This is a genomic window from Kitasatospora sp. NPDC088391, from assembly GCF_044753345.1.
In the GTDB taxonomy this organism is placed as follows: Bacteria; Actinomycetota; Actinomycetes; order Streptomycetales; family Streptomycetaceae; genus Kitasatospora.
Genome location: NZ_JBIVNB010000006.1, coordinates 42895 through 64575, shown reverse-complemented (window position 1 = coordinate 64575; position 21681 = coordinate 42895). Strand labels below are relative to the sequence as shown.

Sequence of the window (21681 nt, the reverse complement as noted above, 5' to 3'; positions counted from 1 at the left end):
CCCCGACGGGCACCCCGGCGGTCGAACGGCCCGTCCGGGCGGGACCGAAGTCCCGGACGGACGGGCCCGAGGACCACGGCCGGACGGCCCCCGGCCGGGCGAGGCTGGTCGGAGCCGCCGGACGACCCGCCAGGAGAACGCCCCGATGACCGTGCACCAGCTGCCCCGCGAGCCCGCCCCCGAGAGCGTGGCGGTGGTCCTCGGCACCCGGCCCGAGCTGGTGAAGCTGGCCCCGCTGGTGCACGCCCTCGGCCCGGCCGCCCGGCTGGTGCACACCGGGCAGCACTGGGACGAGGCGCTGTCCGGGCAGTTCCTGCGCGACCTGGACCTGCCCGAGCCGCAGCTGCTCACCGGGGTCGGCGGCCGGCCGCGGGCCGGTCAGATCGCCGTCTCGCTGGGCCAGTTGGACGCCGCCTTCGCCGACGACCGCCCGGCCGCCGTGGTGGTGCAGGGCGACACCAACGCCACCCTGGCCGGGGCGCTGGCCGCGAACGCCCGCGGCATCCCGCTGGTGCACGTGGAGGCGGGGCTGCGCAGCCACGACCGGGCGATGCCGGAGGAGCACAACCGGGTGATGGTCGACCACCTCGCCGACCTGCTGTGCGCCGCCACCCCGGAGAACGCCGCCGCGCTGCGCGCCGAGGGCATCGACGGCGACCGGATCGCACTGACCGGCAACACCGTGGTCGAGGTGGTCCGGGACCGGCTGCCCGACCCGGCCGGGCGGGCCGCGCTGCTGGCCCGGTACGGCCTGACCGCGGACGGCTACCTGCTGGCCACCGTGCACCGGCCGGAGAACACCGACACCCCCGGGGCGCTGGGCGCCGTGCTGGAGGCGCTGGCCGCGCTGGCCGGCGACGGCCCGCCGGTGCTGCTGCCGCTGCACCCGCGGACCCGGGCGGCCGCCGAGCGCTTCGGCCTGGCCCCGCTGCTGGCCCGGCTGCGGGTGGTCGAGCCGCTCGGGTACGCCGAGTTCCTCGGCCTGGCCCGGCACGCCGCGCTACTGGTGTCGGACTCCGGCGGCGTGCAGGAGGAGTGCACGGTGCTGGGCCGCCCGCTGCTGGTGGTGCGCCGCTCCACCGAGCGGCCGGAGGCGGTGGCGGCGGGTTTCGCCGCGCTGGTCGCCCCCGGCCCGGAGCTGGTGGCGGCGGCCCGGGCCCGGCTGGCCGAGGGCCCGGCGCTGCCGGCCCGGCTGGCCGCGACGCCGTCCCCGTACGGCGACGGGCGGGCCGCCGAGCGGATCGCCCGGCTGATCCCGGGCCTGGAGTCCGCGGTGCCGCGGGCGGCCTGACGGGCCGTTGGCGCACGGACCGTCACCAGGCCCTCTTGACACCGGAATTGGTCTACTCCACCGTGTGAGTCGCTCCCACGCTCCGCCCCGCACCGCTCGCACCACCCGTACCGCTCCCCGCACCGCACCCCCATCGACACTCCCCCACATGGAGATGGCATGCGTGCACCACAGAACGACCCGCGCCCGGCGCGGGCCCTGCTCGCCGGACTGGTGGCGGCCTCGCTCGGGCTGGCCGGCCTGGTGATGGCCGGCTCCGGCACGGCCTCGGCCGCCCTGCCCAACGTCGACGTGGTCGCCAACGGCGACTTCTCGGCGGGCAACCACATCAGCCCGTGGACCTGCGGCCCGACCGTCGCCGCCGTCAACAACGCGGCCACCGGCTGGGACCTGCAGGGCAGTCCGGCCGGCTCGGACTACGCGAACTGCAGCCAGACCGTCACCGTCCAGCCGAACTCGACGTACACCCTGAGCGCCGTGGTGCAGGGCTCGTACGTGTTCGCGGGCGTCACCGGCACCGGCGGCACCGACCCGTCCACCTGGAGCTCCAACGCCGGGTGGAACACCCTGACCTCGACCTTCACCACCGGCGCGGCCACCCGGTCGGTGTCGGTCTGGTTCCACGGCTGGTACGGGCAGACCCCGTTCCTGGTGGACAAGGTGTCGCTGGTCGGCCCGGGCACCGGCGCCAGCCCCTCGCCGTCGGGCACCGTGATCGTCGACCCGACGCCGTCCGGCTCGGTCAGCAGCTCGCCGTCGCGCTCGGCCTCGCCGTCCGCCTCGACCTCGCCGTCGACCTCCGCCTCGCCGTCCACCAGCAGTTCGCCGACCGCTCCCCCGCCCGGGCCGAAGCACCGGCTGACCGGCTACTGGCAGAACTTCTACAACGGCGCGACCCCGCAGCGGATCAGCGACGTGCCGGCCGCGTACGACATCATCGCGGTGGCCTTCGCGGACGCCACCAGCACCCAGGGGGCGATCTCCTTCACCCTGGACTCCGGGCTGTCCAGCAAGCTCGGCGGCTACACCGACGCCCAGTTCAAGGCCGACATCGCGGCCAAGCACGCGGCCGGCAAGAAGGTGATCGTCTCGGTCGGCGGGCAGAACGGCACCGTCTCGGTGGCCAACTCCACCGCCGCGGCCAACTTCGCCGACTCGGCGTACGGCCTGATCCAGCAGTACGGCTTCGACGGCATCGACATCGACCTGGAGAACGGCGTCAACGCCACCTACATGTCCCAGGCGCTGCACACCCTGGCCGCGCGGGTCGGCTCCGGCTTCGTGCTGACCATGGCGCCGGAGACCATCGGGATGCAGTCCACCGGCGGCGAGTACTTCAAGCTGGCGCTGGCCACCAAGGACATCCTGACCATCGTCAACATGCAGTACTACAACTCCGGAGCGATGCTCGGCTGCGACGGCGGCGTGTACTCGCAGGGCACCGAGAACTTCCTCACCGGGCTGGCCTGCATCCAGTTGCAGGGCGGGCTGCGCCCGGACCAGGTCGGCCTCGGCGTCCCGGCCTCCACCAGCGCGGCGGGCGGCGGCTACACCAGCCCGTCCGTGGTGAACGCGGCGCTGGACTGCCTGGCGGCCGGCACCAACTGCGGCAGTTTCAAGCCGGGCCGGACCTGGCCGACCATCGGCGGCGCGATGACCTGGTCCACCAACTGGGACGCGCTGGCCGGGAACCCGATCGCCACCACGGTCGGCGCGCACCTGCACGCGATGCCGTAGCGCGGGACGGCGGCCTCCCCGCCGGGGAGGCCGCCCCGACGGACCGTCAGACGGCGGCGCGGGCCCGGGGCGTGGGCAGCCGGCCGCCGTGCCGGCGGTGCAGCTCGGCCGCGATCTCCTCGGCCTCGCCCTCGGGCAGCAGCGGCAGCATCATGGCGGTCGCCTGCACCAGGCCGCCGAGCAGGTACGTGGTGTCGGCCGTCCCGGCGACCAGGCCGCGGACCCGCTCGATGTCGCCCGCGGCGACCGCCTCCAGCACCAGCGCGGCGCCGGCCGCCTCCTCGTCGACCGCGACCTGCGCGGTGTCGTGCGGGGCGCGCCGGGCCAGGCCGCGCAGCACCCGGTCGGCGACGCCGGGGGCGTAGGCCTTGCGGACCGCCTCGGCGGCGATCCACACCAGCAGGGTGACCACCTCGCGCTCGGTGCGCTCGGCGAGCAGCAGGTCGAGCTCGGTGTCGAAGGCGAGCTGGTTCCCGTGCCGGAATGCCAGCAGCAGCGTCGCCGCCCGGGCCTTGGCCGCCTCCACCTCTTCCGCCGGCAGTTCGTCCGGAAGTTCGTCGGCCAACTCCCTGGTCGCCACCATGCGCGTGCCCTCCGTCCGTCGCCCCGCCCGAATGGGAACTTCCGCCCACCGTACACATTCGGTGTGCGAAGTTCGCTGAACGCGCGGATCGCCGCAGGAATGCATTCCGACCGGTGTGTGCCGCCAATTGCCCGGTAATGACGCCGAATAGGCGGTGTGAAACCGGTACCGCGGCACGCGGCCAAGGGAATTGACAACCCGTCCGGAACACGTCGGGAAATGGCGGAGGGCCGCCGCTCCGTCGGAGCGGCGGCCCTCACCGGGTGCGGTCGACCCCGCGGTCAGCCCTGCGGCAGCGCCGCGAGCTGGGCGGTGATCCGCTCGATGTCGGCCTCGGCGGCGGACAGCCGGGTGCGGATCTTGGCGACCACCTCGTCCGGCGCCTTGGCCAGGAAGGCCTCGTTGCCGAGCTTGCCGTTGGCCTGCGCCTTCTCCTTCTCGGCCGCCGCCAGGTCCTTCTGCAGGCGCTTGCGTTCGGCCGGGACGTCGATGGTGCCGGACAGGTCGAGCTCGACCGTGGTGCCGGCCACCGGCAGCGCGGCGGTGGCCTGGAAGCCCTCCTCCGGCAGCGTCAGGCGCAGCAGCGAGCGGATCGCCGCCTCGTGCACCTCCAGCCGGTGGCCGGCCAGCGCCAGCCGGGCCGGGACCTTCTGGGCGTCGCGCAGGTTCTGGTCGTTGCGGAACCGGCGGATCTCGGTGACCAGTTGCTGGAGCTGGGCGATCTCCGACTCGGCGTCGGCGTCCCGGTAGCCGGAGTCCTTCGGCCACTCGGCGACCACCACCGACTCGGCGCCGGTGAGGGTCGTCCAGAGCGCCTCGGTGACGAACGGGACGATCGGGTGCAGCAGGCGCAGCGTGGTGTCGAGCACCTCGCCGAGGACGCGGCGGGCCGCGTCGGCCTGCGCGCCGCCCTTGTTGAGCGTGGTCTTGGAGAGCTCGACGTACCAGTCGAAGACCTCGTCCCAGGCGAAGTGGAACAGCGCGTCGGAGACCTTGGCGAACTCGAAGTCCTCGTACAGGGCGTCGACTTCGGCGACCGTGGCGTTCAGCCGGGACAGGATCCAGCGGTCCGCGGCGGTGAGCTCCTCCGGCGCGGGCAGCGGGCCCTGGACGGTGGCGCCGTTCATCAGGGCGAACCGGGTGGCGTTCCAGATCTTGTTGCAGAAGTTCCGCGAGCCCTTGACCCAGTCCTCGCCGATCGGCACGTCGGCGCCGGGGTTGGCGCCGCGGGCCAGCGTGAAGCGGACGGCGTCGGCGCCGTAGGCGTCCATCCAGTCCAGCGGGTCGACGGCGGTGCCGGAGGACTTCGACATCTTCTTGCCGAACTCGTCGCGGACCAGGCCGGTGAGCGCGATGGTCTTGAACGGGATCTCGCCGTCCATCGCGTACAGGCCGAACATCATCATCCGGGCGACCCAGAAGAAGATGATGTCGTGGCCGGTCAGCAGGACGTCGGTCGGGTAGAACTTCTCCAGGTCCGGGGTCTTCTCCGGCCAGCCGAGGGTGGAGAACGGCCACAGGCCGGAGGAGAACCAGGTGTCGAGGACGTCCGGGTCCTGGACCCAGCCCTCGCCGGTGGGCGGCTGCTCGTCCGGTCCGACGCAGACGACCTCGCCGTCCGGGCCGTACCAGACCGGGATGCGGTGGCCCCACCAGAGCTGGCGCGAGATGCACCAGTCGTACATGTTGTCGACCCAGTCGAAGTAGCGGCGCTCCAGCTCCTTCGGGTGGATCTCGACCCGGCCGTCGCGGACCGCGTCGCCCGCGGCCTCGGCCAGCGGGGCGACCTTGACCCACCACTGCAGCGAGAGCCGCGGCTCGACGATGGTGTGGCAGCGCGAGCAGTGGCCGACCGAGTGCTCGTACGGCCGCTTCTCGGCGACGATCCGGCCCTGCTCGCGCAGCGCGCCGACCACGGCGGCCCGGGCGTCGTGCCGGTCCAGGCCGAGGAACGGGCCGTGCACGGTGATGACGCCGCGCTCGTCCATCACCGTCAGGTTCGGCAGGCCGTGCCGCTGGCCGATGGCGAAGTCGTTCGGGTCGTGCGCGGGCGTCACCTTGACGGCGCCGGTGCCGAACTCAGGGTCGACGTGCTCGTCGGCGACGACCGGGATCTCACGGTCCGTCAGCGGCAGCTTGACGGTCCGGCCGACCAGGTGCGCGTAGCGCTCGTCGGACGGGTGGACGGCGATCGCGGTGTCGCCCAGCAGGGTCTCGGCCCGGGTGGTGGCGACCACGATCGAGTCGCCCGCCCGTCGCCCACCACCACCCTCACTCGAATCGCTTCGCTCCCCGTCCTCGATGTCGCCGTAGCGGATCGAGACCAGCTCGCCGGGGACGTTCTCGTGCTCGACCTCGATGTCGGAGAGCGCGGTCAGGCAGCGCGGGCACCAGTTGATGATGCGCTCGGCCCGGTAGATCAGGCCGTCGTCGAAGAGCTTCTTGAAGATGGTCTGGACGGCCTGCGACAGGCCCTCGTCCATGGTGAAGCGCTCGCGCGACCAGTCGACGCCGTCGCCGAGGCGGCGCATCTGGCCGAGGATCCGGCCGCCGTAGTTCTCCTTCCACTCCCAGACCTTCTCGACGAAGGCCTCCCGGCCCAGGTCGTGCCGGGACAGGCCGGCCTCGGCGAGCTGCTGCTCCACCTTGTTCTGGGTGGCGATGCCCGCGTGGTCCATGCCGGGGAGCCAGAGCGCCTCGAAGCCGAGCATCCGCTTGCGGCGGGTCAGCGCGTCCATCAGCGTGTGCTGGAAGGCGTGGCCCAGGTGCAGGGCGCCCGTGACGTTCGGCGGCGGGATGACGATGGTGTACGCCGGCTTCTCGCTCTTCGCATCGGCCGTGAAGTAACCGCGCTCCACCCAGCGCTCGTACAGCTCGCCCTCTACCTCGGCCGGGGCGTAGGTCGTCGGGAGGGTGGCTGCGTCGTCCCCGGGCTTGGAGCTCGCGGGGCGCTGGTTCGTCGTGTCGGTCACGACACACAGTTTACGGAAGGCCGGACCGCGGTTACGAACCGATTGTGCCCGGACCACTCGGGCGCGCCGGGAGGGCCGTACGGTAGCGTGCCCCGCATATATGACCGGACGGGGCCGCGCAGTCGAGCGGCGGGGGAGACGAGGACCATGTACGGCCAGGGGCAGGGACCGCAGCAGTATCCGCAGGGGCAGCCGCAGCAGCCGTACGGCGCGCCCCCGCCGCAGCCGGGCTACGGCGCCCCCCAGCCCCCCGCCTACGGCGCCCCCCAGCAGCCGCCGGCCTACGGTGCCCCGCAGCCCCCCGCGTACGGCGCGCCCCAGCCGCCCGCGTACGGGGCTCCGCAGCAGCCGCAGGCCCCGCAGCCCGGGTACGGCTACCCCCAGCAGCCGCCCGCGCCGGGCCCGCAGCAGTGGGGCGGCGCGCCGGGCCAGCCCGGCCAGCCCGGCTACGGCGGCTACCCGCAGCAGCCCGCACCGTCCAAGGGCAAGGGCGGGATCATCGCCCTGGTGGTCGTCGTGGTGGTGGCGCTGATCGCCGGTGTCGGCTGGTTCGTGCTGAGCGGCGACAAGGGTTCGGACACCGCGGGCAAGTACCGGCTCAGCCCGCCGGACAGCGTCTCGGGCTACACCAAGAAGTCCTCCAACGAGAAGGGCACGCTGAAGGGCCTGGACGGCGTCGGCACCCTGGAGGGCTCGGTCACCGCGACCTACCAGAAGTCGATCACCGACGTGGTCAGCATCAGCGGCAGCTGGGGCAAGATCTCCGACCCCGGCAAGGGCATGTCGGTGGCGACCGACAAGCTGGAGAACGGCGACAGCTCGGACCCGTCGGCGGAGAAGCCGACGTGGAAGGAGAAGCTCACCTCCTTCGACGCCAACGACCCCAAGGACGCGGGCTCCAAGCTGAGTTGCGGCGTGGCCACCTCGGACGCCGGCAAGGCGCAGATGAGCATTCCGATCTGCATCTTCGTCAGCCACTCGACGATCGGCATCGTGGTGCTCGGCGCCTCCGACGGCAAGGCCGTCAGCGCCAGCAGCGCCGCCGACCGGGCCCGCCAGTTCCGCGACGCCGCCACCGTCGCCAAGTAGTCCCCACCTCACCGCAGTTCACCACGAACGGAGTCACCGCGCCGTGTCCGACAACCAGTTCGGCCCGCCCCCCGCCGGGTTCGACAAGCCCCAGCCCGGCGGAGCGATACCCCCGCAGCAGCCCGGCTACGGCCAGCCCGGCCAGGCCCCCCAGGAGCAGTCCTGGGGCGGCGGCGCGGTGCCCCCGCAGGGCGCCCCCGGCTACCCGGCCGGCTACCCCGGCTACCCGGCCCCGGTGAAGAAGTCGCGCAAGGGCCTGTGGATCACCCTCGGCGTGGTCGGCGCGGTGCTGCTCGGCGGCGCCGGCGCCATCGGCTACGTGGTCTGGGACAAGGCCGAGAACACCGGCAAGAACAAGGTCGTGCTGCCGCAGTCCTTCCACGACATGACCTCCGACCCGGAGGACGAGACCACCAAGGCGCTCTCCACCGAGCTGCAGAAGGGCTTCGACGGCGAGAAGTCCTCCTTCACCCACCCCGTGCCGGTCAGCACCATCTACCGCTCCGCCGAGGGCACCAAGATGCTGCTGGTCTCCGGGGCCACCGGCAACGTGCTGCTCCCCTCGCAGGAGGTGGACGCGGCGTTCAAGAGCTTCTCCGGCGACGGCTCCACGGCCGTCACCGACCGCAGCGACATCGACCCGGGCCCGCAGGGCGGCAAGCTCTCCTGCGGCTCGATCGACCTCAGCGGCCAGAAGGGCGGCATCTGCGTCTGGGCCGACGGCTCCTCCGTGGTCGTGGTGCTGGAGATCGACGCCGAGAAGGAGGTCACCAAGGACGCCGTGGTGGCCGACACCAAGGAGCTCCGCAAGATCTCCGAGGTCCCGAAGTAGTCCGAGTGCCGGGCGCCGCACGGCGACCGGGCACGCGAAGGGCCCCGCACCTCACGGTGCGGGGCCCTTCTTCGCGTGGACCGGGGCGGTGCCCGGTCAGGCGCTCTTCTCCCGGCGCTCGCGCTTGATCATGTCGCGCGGGACCAGGGTCGGGATGGCGTGCTTGGAGACGACGTCCCCGGTGACCACCACGCGGGCGACGTCCTGCCGGGACGGCACCTCGTACATCACGGACATCAGCACCTCCTCCATGATGGCCCGCAGACCGCGCGCGCCGGTGCCGCGGAGGATCGCCTGGTCGGCGATCGCCTCCAGCGCGTCCCGGGTGAACTCCAGCTCCACGCCGTCGAGTTCGAACAGCTTGCGGTACTGCTTCACCAGCGCGTTCTTCGGCTCGGTGAGGATCTGCAGCAGCGCCTCGCGGTCCAGGTTGTGCACGCTGGTGATGACGGGGAGACGGCCGATGAACTCCGGGATCATCCCGAACTTCACCAGGTCCTCCGGCATCACCTGGCGGAAGTGGTCCGCGGAGTCCTGCTCGCGCTTGGAGCGGATGGTCGCGCCGAAGCCGATGCCCTTGGCGCCGGCCCGGCCCTCGATGATCCGCTCCAGGCCGGCGAACGCGCCGCCGACGATGAACAGCACGTTGGTGGTGTCGATCTGGATGAACTCCTGGTGCGGGTGCTTGCGACCGCCCTGCGGCGGCACCGAGGCGGTGGTGCCTTCCAGGATCTTCAGCAGCGCCTGCTGCACGCCCTCGCCGGAGACGTCGCGGGTGATCGACGGGTTCTCGCTCTTCCGGGCGACCTTGTCGATCTCGTCGATGTAGATGATCCCGGTCTCGGCCTTCTTGACGTCGTAGTCGGCCGCCTGGATCAGCTTCAGCAGGATGTTCTCGACGTCCTCGCCGACGTAGCCGGCCTCGGTCAGCGCCGTGGCGTCCGCGATGGCGAACGGCACGTTCAGCATCCGGGCCAGGGTCTGGGCGAGCAGCGTCTTGCCGGAGCCGGTCGGGCCCAGCAGCAGGATGTTGGACTTGGCCAGCTCGATCGCGTCGTCCCGGCCGGTGCCGGAGCGGCCGGCCTCGCCGGCCTGGACGCGCTTGTAGTGGTTGTAGACCGCGACCGACAGCGACTTCTTGGCGAGGTCCTGGCCGACCACGTACTGGTCGAGGAACTCGTAGATCTCGCGGGGCTTCGGCAGTTCCTCGAAGCGCACCTCGGAGCTCTCGGCGAGCTCCTCCTCGATGATCTCGTTGCACAGGTCGATGCACTCGTCGCAGATGTACACGCCTGGCCCGGCGATCAGCTTCTTCACCTGCTTCTGCGACTTGCCGCAGAACGAGCACTTGAGCAGGTCGCCACCGTCTCCGATGCGTGCCACGAGGTGCTTCCCCTTCGCCAGGGGCCCCGCGGGGGTCGGGGCCTGGTGCTGTGGACCGGCTTCGCCGTCGGCGGTCGGTCTGGTATCCGACGGTACTCTGCCGAGTCGCAGTTTCCGCCGACTTCGACCGCTCTGCCCTACGCCCTGGGCGAATTGATACCGAACAGATGCCGTCGCGGGTGCATGACCCGACAGCCATTGTGCCGGGCGCCGGGCCCCGACCGGAACGCCCCGGGGCGGGGCGTACATCACGTACGCACCGCCCCGGGGCGGGGGATCAGTCGGTGTACGAGTTCTTCCGGGTCGAGATGATCTGGTCGATCAGCCCGTACTCCAGCGACTCCTCGGCCGTCAGGATCTTGTCGCGCTCGATGTCCTCGCGGACCTGCTCGACGTCCTTGCTGGAGTGCTTGGCCAGCATGGTCTCCAGCTGCTCGCGCATCCGGAAGATCTCCTTGGCCTGGATCTCCAGGTCCGACACCTGGCCGCGGCCGGTCTCGGTGTACGGCTGGTGGATCAGCACCCGGGCGTTCGGCAGCGCCATCCGCTTGCCGGGGGTGCCCGCGGCCAGGATCACCGCGGCGGCCGAGGCCGCCTGGCCCATGCAGACCGTCTGGATGTCCGGCTTCACGAACTGCATGGTGTCGTAGATCGCGGTCAGCGCGGTGAACGAGCCGCCGGGCGAGTTGATGTAGAGCGAGATGTCCCGGTCCGGGTCCATCGACTCCAGGCAGATCAGCTGCGCCATGATGTCGTTCGCCGAGACGTCGTCCACCTGCGAGCCGAGGAAGATGATGCGCTCCTCGAACAGCTTGGCGTACGGGTCGTACTCGCGGACGCCCTGCGAGGTGCGCTCGACGAAGCGCGGCACGATGTAGCGGCCCTCGGCGCGCATGTCCTCCAGGCGCGCCTTGGCACCGGACAGGCTGGGGATGTTCATGTTCTCTGGTCCTCCGAAGCGTGCGGTCTGGGTTCCGATGCCGGTCAGCTTGCGGCGCCGGTGCCGCCGCCGCCGGGGACGTCCGCAGCGCTGTGCATGATCTCGTCGATCAGGCCGTACGCCTTGGCCTCCTCCGGGGTGAACCAGCGGTCACGGTCGGAGTCCGCGGTGATCTGCTCGAAGGACTGGCCGCTGTGCTGGGCGATCAGCTCGGACATCCGCTTCTTGGTGCGCAGCAGCTGCTCGGCCTGGATCCGGATGTCGGTGGCGGAGCCGCCGAGGCCCGCGGAGGGCTGGTGCATCAGGATGTTGGCGTTCGGCAGCGAGAAGCGCTTGCCCTTCGCGCCCGCGGTCAGCAGGAACTGACCCATCGAGGCGGCCATGCCCATGGCGATGGTGACCACGTCGTTCTTGATGTACTGCATGGTGTCGTAGATCGCCATGCCCGCCGAGATCGATCCACCCGGGGAGTTGATGTAGAGGTAGATGTCCTTCTCGGGGTCCGCCGCGAGCAGCAGCAGCTGGGCGGTGATCTTGTTGGCGATGTCGTCGTCGACCTGCTGGCCGAGGAAGATGATGCGCTCGTTGAGCAGCCGGTTGTAGACCTGGTCGCCCAGGCCGCCGCCCACGTCGCCGCCGGCGGCGTGCGGTGCCATCGGGCCAGGCATCTGCATCTGCGGGAACGTCACTTAGCCACCTGCTCAGTCGATCTGCGTGTGTGTCGCTGTCCACCGACCCTAACGCGCAGGCCCGGCCGCTGAATCCCCCACGCAGAACTGTTCGCTGTGAGCGCAGGGTCTGCGGAGCGTGAGCGGCGCGGACGCGAACGGGCCCGGGCACCGTGCGGTGCCCGGGCCCGTTCCCGGTCTGACGCGCCGTCGGGAACCCGACGGCTACGAGGCTCAGGCCTCGGCGGACTCGGTGGAGGTCTCCTCGGCGGCGGCCTCGGCGGTCTCGCCGGCCTCCTCCTCGTCGTCCTCGAAGGAGACGGTCTCGCCGTTGGTGTCGGTCACCTTGGCGGCCTCGACCACCAGGGCCAGCGCCTTGCCGCGGGCGACCTCGCCGACCAGCAGCTGCACCTGGTTGCCCTGGACGACCTGCTGGGCGAACTGGTCCGGGGTCATGCCGGAGCCGGCCGCGCGGCGGATGAGGTGCTCGGTGAGCTCCTCCTGGTTGACGCCCAGCTCCTCGTTCTTGACGATCTGGTCCAGGACGAACTGGGTCTTGATGCCCTTCTTCGCCTGCTCCTCGGTGTCCTTGTCGTAGTCCTCGCGGGACTTGTCCTGGGACGCCAGGTAGGTGTCGAGGGTCAGGCCCATCGGCTCCAGCTGGTGGTGCTCGAGGTTGTGCTTGCGGGTGTTGACCTCGTCCGCGAGCAGCTTCTCCGGGTAGTCCATCTCGACCCGGTTCAGCAGCTCGTCGAGGACCTTCTCCTGGGCCTGGGTGGCCTGGTCGAACTCCTTCATGCGCTCCAGGCGCTTGACGGAGTCGGCGCGGAGCTCCTCGATGGTGTCGAACTCGCTCGCGAGCTGCGCGAACTCGTCGTCCAGCTCGGGGAGTTCCTTCTCCTGGACGGCGGTCACGGTGACGGTGACCTCGGAGTCCTGGCCGACCGCCGTGCCGCCCTTGAGGGTGGTGGTGAAGGTCTTGGACTCGCCGGCCGACAGGCCGACGACGGCCTCGTCGATGCCGTCCAGCAGGCGGCCGGAGCCGATCTCGTAGCTCACGCCGGTGGCGGTGCCGTCCTCCGGCACCTCACCGTCGACCTTGGCCTCCAGGTCGACGACCACGACGTCGCCCTCGGCGGCGGCGCGCTCGACGTCCTTCACGGAGCTGAAGCGCTCGCGGAGCTGCTCGAGGGACTTCGCGACGTCCTCGTCGGTGACCTCGATCGGGTCGACCACGACGGCGATCTCGGCGAAGTCGGGCAGGGCGACCTCGGGGCGGACGTCGACCTCGGCGACGAACTTGAGGTCACCGCCGTCGGCGAGGTTCTCGACACCCTCGATGCCGGTGATGTCCGGCTGGCCCAGCACGTCGATCTGGCCCTCGTCGACGGCCTGCGTGTAGAAGCGCGGAAGCGCGTCGTTGACGGCCTCCTCCAGCACCGCGCCACGACCGAAGCGCTGGTCGATCACCTTGTTCGGGATCTTGCCCTTGCGGAAGCCCGGAACGGTGACCTGCTGGTTGATCTTCTTGTACGCCGCGTCGAGGCTGGGCTTGAGCTCCTCGAAGGGCACCTCGACGGTGAGTCGAACCCGGGTCGGGTTCAGAGTCTCGACGGCGCTCTTCACGGTTAGGTCTCCTAGGGGGCTTGCGGTCAGAGGCGATAGGCGGTTGGGGCTGAAAATGCTGTCCGTACTACCGCCAGCGATCCATCCTACCGGTACCACGAAAGCGACTGTGCCCGGCACCGGGTGCAGGTCGGCCGCACGTCGGCCGCGGGTCGGCCGCAGGTGGGAGCTGCCCTCAACGACAACAGGGCCCCGCCGCCGGCGAGACCCTGCCGCACACGGTCGGGGTGACCGGATTCGAACCGACGGCCTTCCGCTCCCAAAGCGGACGCGCTACCAACCTGCGCCACACCCCGTGGTGCCGAGCAGAAGAGTACACGTCGGCCCGCCCCCTCCCGGGGCGATATCCGCGAGCCGACAACCCCGTAAGGAGTGTGCATTCCACCGACCCGACCAGGTACGCTTGCCCAGTCCCCGCCACCGCGCCGCGGTCCGGGTACGCCTGTGCGGGTGTAGCTCAATGGTAGAGCCCCAGTCTTCCAAACTGGTCACGCGAGTTCGATTCTCGTCACCCGCTCCACTCCCCCGACGGCCCCGAACTGCCCAGGCAGCCGGGGCCGTCGGCGTTCCCGGGCGCTTTCCCGCCCCTGCGCCGCCCCCTCCCCGCACCCTTCACGGCGCCTTGCCGGCCCCTCCCCCCGCCTGCTGCCCGACGACGGCCCGAGGGCCCCGCGCACGGGGAGTGTGCGCGGGGCCCTCGGGGGGTGGGGTTCGGGGTCAGACGTTGACGCCGTGGGCCGCCAGGTAGGCGACGGGGTCGATGTCGGAGCCGTAGTCCGGGGTGGTGCGGATCTCGAAGTGCAGGTGCGGGCCGGTGACGTTGCCGGTGGCGCCGGAGAGGCCGATCTGCTGGCCCGCCGTCACGGACTGGCCGGCCGAGACGGAGATCGAGGAGAGGTGGGCGTACTGGGCGTACTTGCCGTCGGCGAGCTTGATGACGACCTGGTTGCCGTAGGCACCGCCGTTGCCGGCGGAGACCACGGTGCCCGCGGCGATCGCCTTGAGGCTGGTGCCGGTGGAGACCGGGAAGTCGATGCCGGTGTGGTAGCCGCTGGACCAGTTGGAGCCGGCCACCTTGTAGCCGGTGGTGACGCTGCCCGGGGCCGGGGCGACGTAGCCCTTGGAGGTGCTCGCGGCCGGGGCCGTCTGCTGGGTCTTGGTCTGCGCCGGGGCCTGGGTCTGGGTCTGGGTCTGGACCTTGGCGGTGGTGCTCTTCGTCGTGGTCTTCGGCACGGCCGCGGTCTTGGCGGCGGCCGTGTCGGAGGAGGACGAGGAGGACGACGACGAGGCCGGGGCGGAACTCTTGGCCGGGGCCGGGGCCGGGGCCGGGGCGGCCGCCGCGGCCTGGCCGTTGACGGTGAGCTGCTGGCCGGGGCGGATCAGGTCCGGGTTGCCGCCGATGACCGAGCGGTTGTCCTGGTAGAGCTTCTGCCAGCCGCCGTCGACGTCCTGCGCGTCGGCGATCCGGGAGAGGGTGTCGCCCGAGGCGACCCGGTAGGTGTGCGAGGCGGCGGCCGGGGTGGCGGCCTGCTCGGCGGCGGGGGCGCCGACGGCGGTGTCGGCGACGGGGGTGGCGTCGACCGAGACGTGCGCCCACTGGCGGCCGCCGTCGTGGTGGTCGGCGGTGCCGTGCGCGGAGGCGGCGGAGACCGGGAGGCCGATCGCGGCACCGGCCACGCCGGTGGCGATGACGATGCGGGCGATGGTGGTCAGGCTCGGCTTGCGGTGCTTGCCCTGAGCGGACATGAAGCAGTTCCTCTCCGACGCCTGCGAGGTGAGCTGTCGGGTTCGGGCGAGAGTTGCCCGGCCGCGTCTCCGCGGCTTCACCCCAAGCCGGCCCCGTGCGTTCCGGGCCCGGCGTACTACCTGTGGTTCCCCCGCTCCTGCCGTGGCGTGGTGATCTGGTCGGCACCGGGCGACGGCAGGACTAGGCGTTCCGCTCGGTGGCCTGCCCGGTCAGTGGCCGGGCTGCGGTGGAAGCAAAACCCACAGGTCGGAAAGCTGGCAAGCGCCGAAAAGCCCCGTTCCCGTGATCGGGAAGGGGCTGACGGTCCGCCAGGTCACGCTCCGTCGGCCGGGCGGCCGCGCTGCGCGCACGGGATCATGACGGGTCGCCTACGAACCGGACACGGCGGGCGACATTGGCCACCGTGTGCGGTCGGGCGTTCACCTGGCGTGACGGGGCGGGTGACCCTGGTCACCCGCGGGCAGGCCGAACGGACGGCCCGGGGCACCCCGGCCGCCATGAGGCACTGCCTGTGGTTCTGCTCGAAGTCCTGCCCGGAGTCCTGCCCGGGGGCCGACGGTCCGTCAGCCCGCGATGCTGGCGATGGCCTTGGACACCGAGGCGAGGAACTGCTGGATCGGCCCGGCCATGGTCGACTGGCTGAGCATGAAGCCGAACAGGGCGGCCATGATGGCGTGCCCGGTCTTCAGCTGCTTGTTGCGGATGAAGATGGCGACGATGACGCCGAACAGGACAAGCGCGGAGACGGAGAAGGCCACCGGGACTCACTTCCTCGATTCGTGGCGGGGGTTCGGGTCGGAACCTTCGGGCGGAACCGACGGCGGTTCCAGGCGGAAACCGGCCCCTGCCCCCCGTGTCCCCACCACTCCATCCGGACTCAGTGTGGTCGTTCGTGCCTACTGCGTAAAGGACTTGCCCCGTCGCCCGACGCGTGAACCGGGGTGGTGGGACTGATTTTCGCCGACCGTGACGATAGCGGACGGGTTCTGACGGAGCGTCGGCGGGGCGGGCCGCCGCGCGGCCGCCGGGGCGCGGTCGGGGCATATCGGCAGGCAGATCCGGGAACCGCCCACCGTCGGGGCGGCGCCCGGGAATTGGCCGAAGATCAACGTCCGGGTTTGACACTCCGTGGACACCCGGCGCTCACCGGCTCTCCGCAATCCGGCCCTCCGCGCTCCGGCCCTCCGCGATCAGGGAGGCCGGCCGCGGCGTCCTCAGCCGCGCCAGACCAGCAGGACCGCACGGTCGTCGTTGACGTGCTTGGCGACGGTGTCGATCAGCCGGACCGCGGCGCCGGAGCGGCCGCCCGGCGGGGCGGTGGCGACCAGCCGGTCGGCCTCGCCCATCAGCCGGTCCATGCCCTCGCCGAGGTCGCGGCCGGGGATCTCCACCATGCCGTCGGTGCAGAGCATCAGCAGGTCGCCGGGGCCCAGGGTGCCGCGCACCCCTTCGAACTTGGCGCCGTCGTAGACGCCGAGCAGCGGGCCCTCGGCCTCCTTGACCTCCCAGTGGCCGGCCCCGGCGAGGCGGTGCATGCCGGGGAGGTGGCCGGCCGAGAGGAGTTCGTACTCGCCGGTGTCCAGGTCGAGCACCAGGTGGGCGGCGGTGGCGAAGCCCTCGGCCCAGTCCTGGCGGAGCAGGTAGCCGTTGGCGGCGGGCAGGAAGTCGTGGGCGGGCAGCGAGCCGAGCAGGCCGCCGAAGGCGCCGGAGAGCAGCAGGGCGCGGCTGCCCGCGTCCATGCCCTTGCCGGAGACGTCGGCGAGGACGGCTTCGAGCATCCGGCCGCCGGGGCCGGTGCGGGCGGCGACCATGAAGTCGCCGGAGAAGGACTGGCCGCCGGCCGGGCGGAGCGCGGTGTCGGTGTGCCAGCCGTCGGGCAGTCGGGGGGTCCGGCCCTGGACCCGGATGCGCTCGCGCAGGTCGAAGAGCATGGTGGAGCCGCCGCGCCAGGGCACGCCGACCCGACGGCGGAACTGGGCGACCAGCAGGCCGGCCACGCCGACGGCGCCGACCACCAGGGCGGCGCCGGGGGTGACGCCGTGGCCGTAGGCGTCGGGGGTGTCGGAGGCCAGCCGCTCGCCGGTGTGCACCAGGGACTCGGTGACCAGGCCGGCTGCGGCGACGGCGTACAGCAGGACCAGGGTGCCGGGGCGCAGCAGCAGGGCGCCGGCCAGCACCGGCAGCACCAGCGCGGTGGGCGGGGCCCAGTCGGGGGCGAGGATGTTCAGCAGGACCAGCAGCGGGACGGCCAGGGCGAGGGCGGCGAACGCCCACCAGTCGGCGCCGTCGCCGCGGAAGTAGTCGACCCCGGTGCGGCGCAGCCTGCGTCGGGCCCGGGACAGCGCCGCGCGCAGCCGGGCCGTCACGGGTTCGCGGGACGTCCTGCGGTCCCGGCCCGTCGCACTGGAGCGCGCGCTGCCGGCCATGGGGACCGACCTTATCCACCGGCGGTCCGCACGTCGACGGGCCGGGTGGCACGGAGTGCAGCGGGCCGGGTCGCGGCGGTGGGTTTCGGCCGCCGGGCGGCGGGCGGGGCCGCGGGCGGGGGCGGCGGCGGCCGGGTCGGGGCGACAAATCGGTCGCGGACGGACGGATCGCCTGGTAGGCAAGGCCCCATGACGACGCGACAGCCCGAACTGACCGTGCGCCCCCTGCGGGCCGAGGAGTGGGAGCCCTGGTACGGCACCGTGGACGTGGCCTTCGGGGGTACCCCGGAGCCGCCCGAGGAGCGGGCGCTGTGGCGGGAGTTGACCGAGGTGGAGCGCTCGCTGGCGATCTGCGAGGGCGACCGGATCGTCGGCGGCGGCGGGATCTTCAGCCTGCGGCTGGCGGTGCCGGGCGGGGCGGTGCTGCCGGTGGCGGGCGTGACGATGGTGGGCGTGCTGCCGACGCACCGGCGGCGCGGCGCGCTGACGGCGCTGATGCGCCGCCAGTTGGACGACGTGCGGGCGGCGGGCGAGGCGGTGGCGGCGCTGACGGCCTCGGAGCCGGCCATCTACGGCCGGTTCGGCTACGGTGCGGCGACCCGCAAGGCGGCGGTGTCGCTGCTGCGCGGCCGGGTCCGGGTCCGGGTGCCGGAGCAGCGCGGCGAGGTGGTGCTGCGGCTGGCCGATCCGGTGGCGGAGCTGCCGCGCTGCGAGGAGCTGTACGCCCGGCTGGTGGCCGGGCGCCCGGGCGGTCTGGCCCGGCGGCCGGGCTGGGAGAAGGTCGCGGTGCTGGACGCGCCGGAGTCGCGCGGCGGCTTCTCCCCGCTGCAGTGCGTGCTGGCCGAGGACGCGGCGAGCGGGGAACTGCTGGGCTACGCCCGGTACGCGGTGAAGGGCGAGTTCGACGAGCGCGGCGCGGCCGGGACGGTGCGGGTGCGCGCGGTGCAGGCGGAGCAGCCGTGGGTGTACGCCCGGCTGTGGGAGTTCCTGCTGGACCTGGACCTGACGGTGCGGGTGGAGGCGGGCAGCCTGCCGGTGGACGATCCGCTGCTGCACCTGGTGTCGGACGTCCGGCACCTGACGCCGCGGCTGGTGGACGCGCTGTACGTGCGGCTGGTCGACCTGCCCGCGGCGCTGACGGCCCGCGCCTACGCCGCGCCGGTGGACGTGGTGCTGGAGGTGGCGGACGCGTTCTGCCCGTGGAACGCGGGCCGGTGGCGGCTGACGGCGGCGCCGGGCGGTCCGGCCTCCTGCGTGCGGACCGGCGATCCGGCCGAACTGGAGCTGGACGTGCGGGAGTTGGGCTCGGTGTACCTGGGCGGCGGTTCGCTGGCGGCGCTGGCCGCGGCGGGCCTGGTCCGGGAGGTCCGGCCGGGTGCGCTGGAGCCGGCCGCGGCGGCGTTCCGCTCGGCGCTGGAGCCCTGGCTGCCGCACGGCTTCTGATTCCGGGGCGTCGGCGCGGGGCGCGGAACGGAACGCGCCCGCCCGGAGGGTTCCGGGCGGGCGCGGTGCTGTGCGGCGCTGCGCTGTGCGGCGTGGCGCGCGGGATCAGCCCTGCGGGTGGTGGGCCGGGATCGGCGGGAGTTCGCCGGTGGTCTCGTACTCGGAGAGCATCTCGATCCGGCGGGTGTGCCGCGGCTCGCCGCTGTACGGGGTGGCGAGGAAGATCTCGACGAACTTGGTGGCCTCGTCCAGGGTGTGCATCCGGCCGCCGACCGAGATCACGTTGGCGTTGTTGTGCTCGCGGCCCAGCGCGGCGGTCTGCTCGCTCCAGGCGAGGGCGGCCCGGACGCCCTTGACCTTGTTGGCGGCGATCGCCTCGCCGTTGCCGGAGCCGCCGATCACCACGCCCAGCGCCTCGGGGTCGGCGGCGGTGCGCTCGGCCGCCCGGAGGCAGAACGGCGGGTAGTCGTCCTCGGCGTCGTAGATGTGCGGGCCGCAGTCGACCGGCTCGTGCCCGGCCCCCTTCAGCCACTCGACGAGGTGGTTCTTCAGTTCGTATCCGGCGTGGTCGGAGCCCAGGTAGACGCGCATGGGCACGAGTGTGACATGCCACCGGGCCCGCGCCCCGACAGGGGCGGCGGGCCCGGTGTCGCCGACGCTCCGTCAGCGGCGGTCGAGCAGCTTCCAGGTGAGCGGCAGGGCGGCCGTGGCGAGCACCAGCTTCAGCGCGTCGCCGACCAGGTACGGGTACAGGCCGAGGTCGGCGGCCTTCGCCAGCGGGACGTCCAGCGCGAACGCCAGGTAGGGCACGCCGACGGCGTAGATGGCCAGGCTGCCGAGCGCCATCGCGCCGGCCGTGCGCAGCGGGCTGCGGTCGGCGCCGCGGCGGGCCAGCGCGCCGGTGAGGGCGGCGGCGACCACGAAGCCGATCACGTAGCCGAGGGTGGCCAGGCCCGCGCCGGAGCTGCCCTGGGCGAACCAGGGCAGGCCGGCCGCGCCCGCCAGCAGGTAGAGGCCGAGGGCGGCGGCGCCGCGGCGGGCGCCGAGCGCGGTGCCGACCAGCAGCGCGGCGAAGGTCTGCCCGGTGACCGGCACCGGCGAGCCGGGGACGGGCACCGAGAGCTGCGCGGCCAGGCCGGTCAGCGCGGCGCCGCCGGCCACCAGGGCCAGGTCGCGGGCCCGCGCGCCGAGCCGGGTGGCGGCCTGCGGCAGCAGGTCGGCGAGGACGGCGGTGGACGGTATCGGTGCGGCGACGGCCATGGCTGCTCCCGGGGTTCCGTGGCGGATGATCACCCCTGAACCTACGTGCCGTCAGGTGTGCGCCGCCGCTGCGGTCCTGACAAAGCCGACCGGTCCCGCTTGTCGGGTCCGGCCTGTGACCGGGCCCTCATCCGTGACCTTCCGCGCCCGTGCGGTGGCGTTCCGTAGCATGTCCGTCCGGATTCCGGGACCGTTCGGGGTGAGCACGTCATATGCCGCAGAGTGGTCGGAAACCCGTGAAACGCTCCCATGCCCGAACAGTCTGGACACCCGCCGCATGACCCGCAGCACCGCCCCGTCCCCCAGCGCCCCGCCCCCCGGTGCCCCGGCCGCCGAGGACACCGGCCTGGGGCACGGCCTCAAGCAGCGCCACCTGTCGATGATCGCGCTGGGCGGGGTGATCGGCGCCGGGCTGTTCGTCGGCTCCGGCTCGGGGATCGCGGCCGCCGGTCCGGCCGTAGTGCTGGCCTTCGCCGCCTCCGGCCTGCTGGTGATGCTGGTGATGCGGATGCTCGGCGAGATGTCGGCGGCCCGGCCCGCCTCCGGCTCGTTCTCGGTGCACGCGGACCGGGAGATCGGCCCGTGGGCCGGGTTCGCCGTCGGCTGGCTGTTCTGGGTGCTGCTCTGCGTCGGCGTCGCGGTCGAGGCGATCGGCGCGGCCGGCATCGTCTCGGGATGGCTGCCCGCGGTGCCGTCCTGGGCCTGGGTCGCGGTGTTCATGGCCTTCTTCTGCCTGACCAACCTGGCGGCGGTGCGCAACTTCGGCGAGTTCGAGTTCTGGTTCGCCGCGGTCAAGGTGCTGGCGATCACCGCCTTCCTGGTGGTCGGCGTGCTGGCGGTGCTCGGCCTGCTGCCCGGCACCGACTCCCCCGGCGCCGCCAACCTGACCGGCCGCGGCGGCTTCTTCCCGACCGGCGCGGGCGGCCTGGTCACCGGCCTGCTCGCCTCGGTGTTCGCGTACGGCGGCCTGGAGACCGTCACGATCGCCGCCGCCGAGTCCGCGGACCCGCGGCGCAGCGTGGCCGTCGCGGTGCGCACCGCGATGTGGCGGATCGCGCTGTTCTACGTCGGCTCGATGGCCGTGATCGTCGCGCTGGTGCCGTGGGACGACCCGGCGGTGGTCCGGCCCGGGCCGTACGTGGCGGTGCTGGACCGCCTCGGCATCCCGGGGGCGGCGCAGCTGATGAACGCGGTGGTGCTGATCGCGCTGCTGTCCGCGATGAACGCCAACGTCTACGGCTCCTCGCGGATGGCGCACTCGCTGGTGGCCCGCGGCCACGGGCCGCGCGCGCTGGCCCGGCTCTCCGGGGGCGTGCCGCGCCGGGCGGTGCTGGCCTCCTGCGCGTTCGGCTTCCTGGCGGTGCTGCTCTCCTACTGGTGGCCGGAGACGGTGTTCAGCTGGCTGCTCAACATGGTCGGCGCGGCCGTCCTGGTGGTCTGGGCGTTCATCGCGGTCGCCCAGCTGCGGATGCGCCGCCACCTGACGGACGGGCAGCTCCCGGTCCGGATGTGGGCGTTCCCGTACCTGACCTGGCTGGCGCTGGCCGCGATCGGGGCCGTCCTGGTGCTGATGACGCTGGACTCCGCCCACCGCGTCCAGCTGTACTTCACGGCCGGCCTGACCCTGGCGCTGGCCGCGGCGGGGTGGGCGCGGAGCCGGCGGGCCGCCTGAGCGACGGCGACG

At 72.7% G+C, this 21681-nt stretch carries 17 protein-coding genes, 2 tRNA genes and 1 riboswitch; of the genes, 7 read left to right on the top strand and 12 right to left on the bottom strand.

All coding sequences use genetic code 11. From position 1 onward, the window contains the following. The first annotated feature begins 145 nt into the window (after positions 1–145). Together wecB and ACIQBJ_RS19530 are read left to right on the top strand one after the other, a co-directional pair. Positions 146–1291, top strand: a complete 1146-nt coding sequence (gene wecB / locus ACIQBJ_RS19535; protein ID WP_400711570.1) for a non-hydrolyzing UDP-N-acetylglucosamine 2-epimerase — start codon at positions 146–148, stop codon at positions 1289–1291. 159 nt (positions 1292–1450) lie between these two features. Further along, positions 1451–3028, top strand: coding sequence for a chitinase (locus ACIQBJ_RS19530; protein WP_400711567.1), 1578 nt, complete (start codon positions 1451–1453; stop codon positions 3026–3028). A gap of 46 nt (positions 3029–3074) precedes the next feature. Here ACIQBJ_RS19530 and ACIQBJ_RS19525 read toward each other — a convergent pair whose 3' ends face one another. Continuing rightward, on the bottom strand, positions 3075–3611 hold the full coding sequence (locus tag ACIQBJ_RS19525; protein WP_400711564.1) for a hypothetical protein: 537 nt from the start codon (positions 3609–3611) through the stop codon (positions 3075–3077). A gap of 281 nt (positions 3612–3892) precedes the next feature. Further along, entirely contained in the window at positions 3893–6583 is a 2691-nt protein-coding gene (locus tag ACIQBJ_RS19520; protein WP_400711561.1) for a valine--tRNA ligase, read from the bottom strand. Between the two features lie 147 nt (positions 6584–6730). Between ACIQBJ_RS19520 and ACIQBJ_RS19515 the strand changes: the two genes are divergently transcribed. Further along, a complete protein-coding gene (locus ACIQBJ_RS19515; RefSeq protein ID WP_400711558.1) occupies positions 6731–7672 on the top strand; it encodes a hypothetical protein in 942 nt (313 codons plus the stop codon). Positions 7673–7715: 43 nt separating this feature from the next. Next, a complete protein-coding gene (locus ACIQBJ_RS19510) occupies positions 7716–8504 on the top strand; it encodes a hypothetical protein (protein WP_400711555.1) in 789 nt (262 codons plus the stop codon). Between the two features lie 96 nt (positions 8505–8600). Here the strand turns inward: ACIQBJ_RS19510 and clpX are convergent, their stop codons facing one another. The 5 genes from clpX to ACIQBJ_RS19485 form a co-directional block, all read right to left on the bottom strand. Continuing rightward, positions 8601–9887 carry an ATP-dependent Clp protease ATP-binding subunit ClpX gene (clpX, locus tag ACIQBJ_RS19505; protein WP_400711552.1) on the bottom strand — a complete coding sequence of 429 codons (1287 nt, stop codon included), beginning with the start codon at positions 9885–9887 and terminating at the stop codon, positions 8601–8603. A 277-nt stretch (positions 9888–10164) separates the two neighbouring features. Continuing rightward, positions 10165–10827 (bottom strand): ATP-dependent Clp protease proteolytic subunit, encoded by a 663-nt coding sequence (locus ACIQBJ_RS19500; protein WP_400711549.1) that lies wholly within the window; start codon positions 10825–10827, stop codon positions 10165–10167. A 44-nt stretch (positions 10828–10871) separates the two neighbouring features. Next, the gene (locus ACIQBJ_RS19495; RefSeq protein ID WP_400711546.1) at positions 10872–11483 is read right to left on the bottom strand and encodes an ATP-dependent Clp protease proteolytic subunit; all 612 of its coding nucleotides are present in this window, start codon (positions 11481–11483) and stop codon (positions 10872–10874) included. A gap of 246 nt (positions 11484–11729) precedes the next feature. Further along, complete coding sequence (tig, locus tag ACIQBJ_RS19490) at positions 11730–13121, bottom strand: trigger factor (protein ID WP_400711543.1); 1392 nt, start codon at positions 13119–13121, stop codon at positions 11730–11732. A gap of 222 nt (positions 13122–13343) precedes the next feature. Then, a tRNA-Pro gene (locus tag ACIQBJ_RS19485) sits at positions 13344–13417 on the bottom strand. Between the two features lie 150 nt (positions 13418–13567). Here ACIQBJ_RS19485 and ACIQBJ_RS19480 point away from each other — a divergent pair. Next, a tRNA-Gly gene (locus tag ACIQBJ_RS19480) sits at positions 13568–13641 on the top strand. Between the two features lie 197 nt (positions 13642–13838). Here ACIQBJ_RS19480 and ACIQBJ_RS19475 read toward each other — a convergent pair. The 3 genes from ACIQBJ_RS19475 to ACIQBJ_RS19465 form a co-directional block, all read right to left on the bottom strand. After that, on the bottom strand, positions 13839–14867 hold the full coding sequence (locus tag ACIQBJ_RS19475) for a peptidoglycan DD-metalloendopeptidase family protein (protein ID WP_400711540.1): 1029 nt from the start codon (positions 14865–14867) through the stop codon (positions 13839–13841). Between the two features lie 5 nt (positions 14868–14872). Then, a riboswitch (cyclic di-AMP (ydaO/yuaA leader) is annotated at positions 14873–15025 on the bottom strand. A 406-nt stretch (positions 15026–15431) separates the two neighbouring features. Beyond that, entirely contained in the window at positions 15432–15626 is a 195-nt protein-coding gene (locus ACIQBJ_RS19470) for a hypothetical protein (RefSeq protein WP_400711537.1), read from the bottom strand. A gap of 456 nt (positions 15627–16082) precedes the next feature. After that, positions 16083–17294: a PP2C family protein-serine/threonine phosphatase gene (locus ACIQBJ_RS19465; protein ID WP_400711534.1), complete on the bottom strand. Its 1212-nt coding sequence runs from the start codon at positions 17292–17294 to the stop codon at positions 16083–16085. A 189-nt stretch (positions 17295–17483) separates the two neighbouring features. Between ACIQBJ_RS19465 and ACIQBJ_RS19460 the strand changes: the two genes are divergently transcribed. Next, positions 17484–18737 carry a GNAT family N-acetyltransferase gene (locus ACIQBJ_RS19460; protein WP_400711531.1) on the top strand — a complete coding sequence of 418 codons (1254 nt, stop codon included), beginning with the start codon at positions 17484–17486 and terminating at the stop codon, positions 18735–18737. Between the two features lie 105 nt (positions 18738–18842). On the opposite strand, the gene ACIQBJ_RS19455 is transcribed toward ACIQBJ_RS19460, so the two are convergent. Continuing rightward, positions 18843–19328, bottom strand: coding sequence for a ribose-5-phosphate isomerase (locus ACIQBJ_RS19455; protein ID WP_400711528.1), 486 nt, complete (start codon positions 19326–19328; stop codon positions 18843–18845). A 72-nt stretch (positions 19329–19400) separates the two neighbouring features. Next, on the bottom strand, positions 19401–19997 hold the full coding sequence (locus ACIQBJ_RS19450) for a biotin transporter BioY (protein ID WP_400711525.1): 597 nt from the start codon (positions 19995–19997) through the stop codon (positions 19401–19403). Positions 19998–20274: 277 nt separating this feature from the next. Between ACIQBJ_RS19450 and ACIQBJ_RS19445 the strand changes: the two genes are divergently transcribed. Beyond that, entirely contained in the window at positions 20275–21669 is a 1395-nt protein-coding gene (locus ACIQBJ_RS19445) for an amino acid permease (RefSeq protein WP_400711522.1), read from the top strand. Positions 21670–21681: the final 12 nt, after the last annotated feature.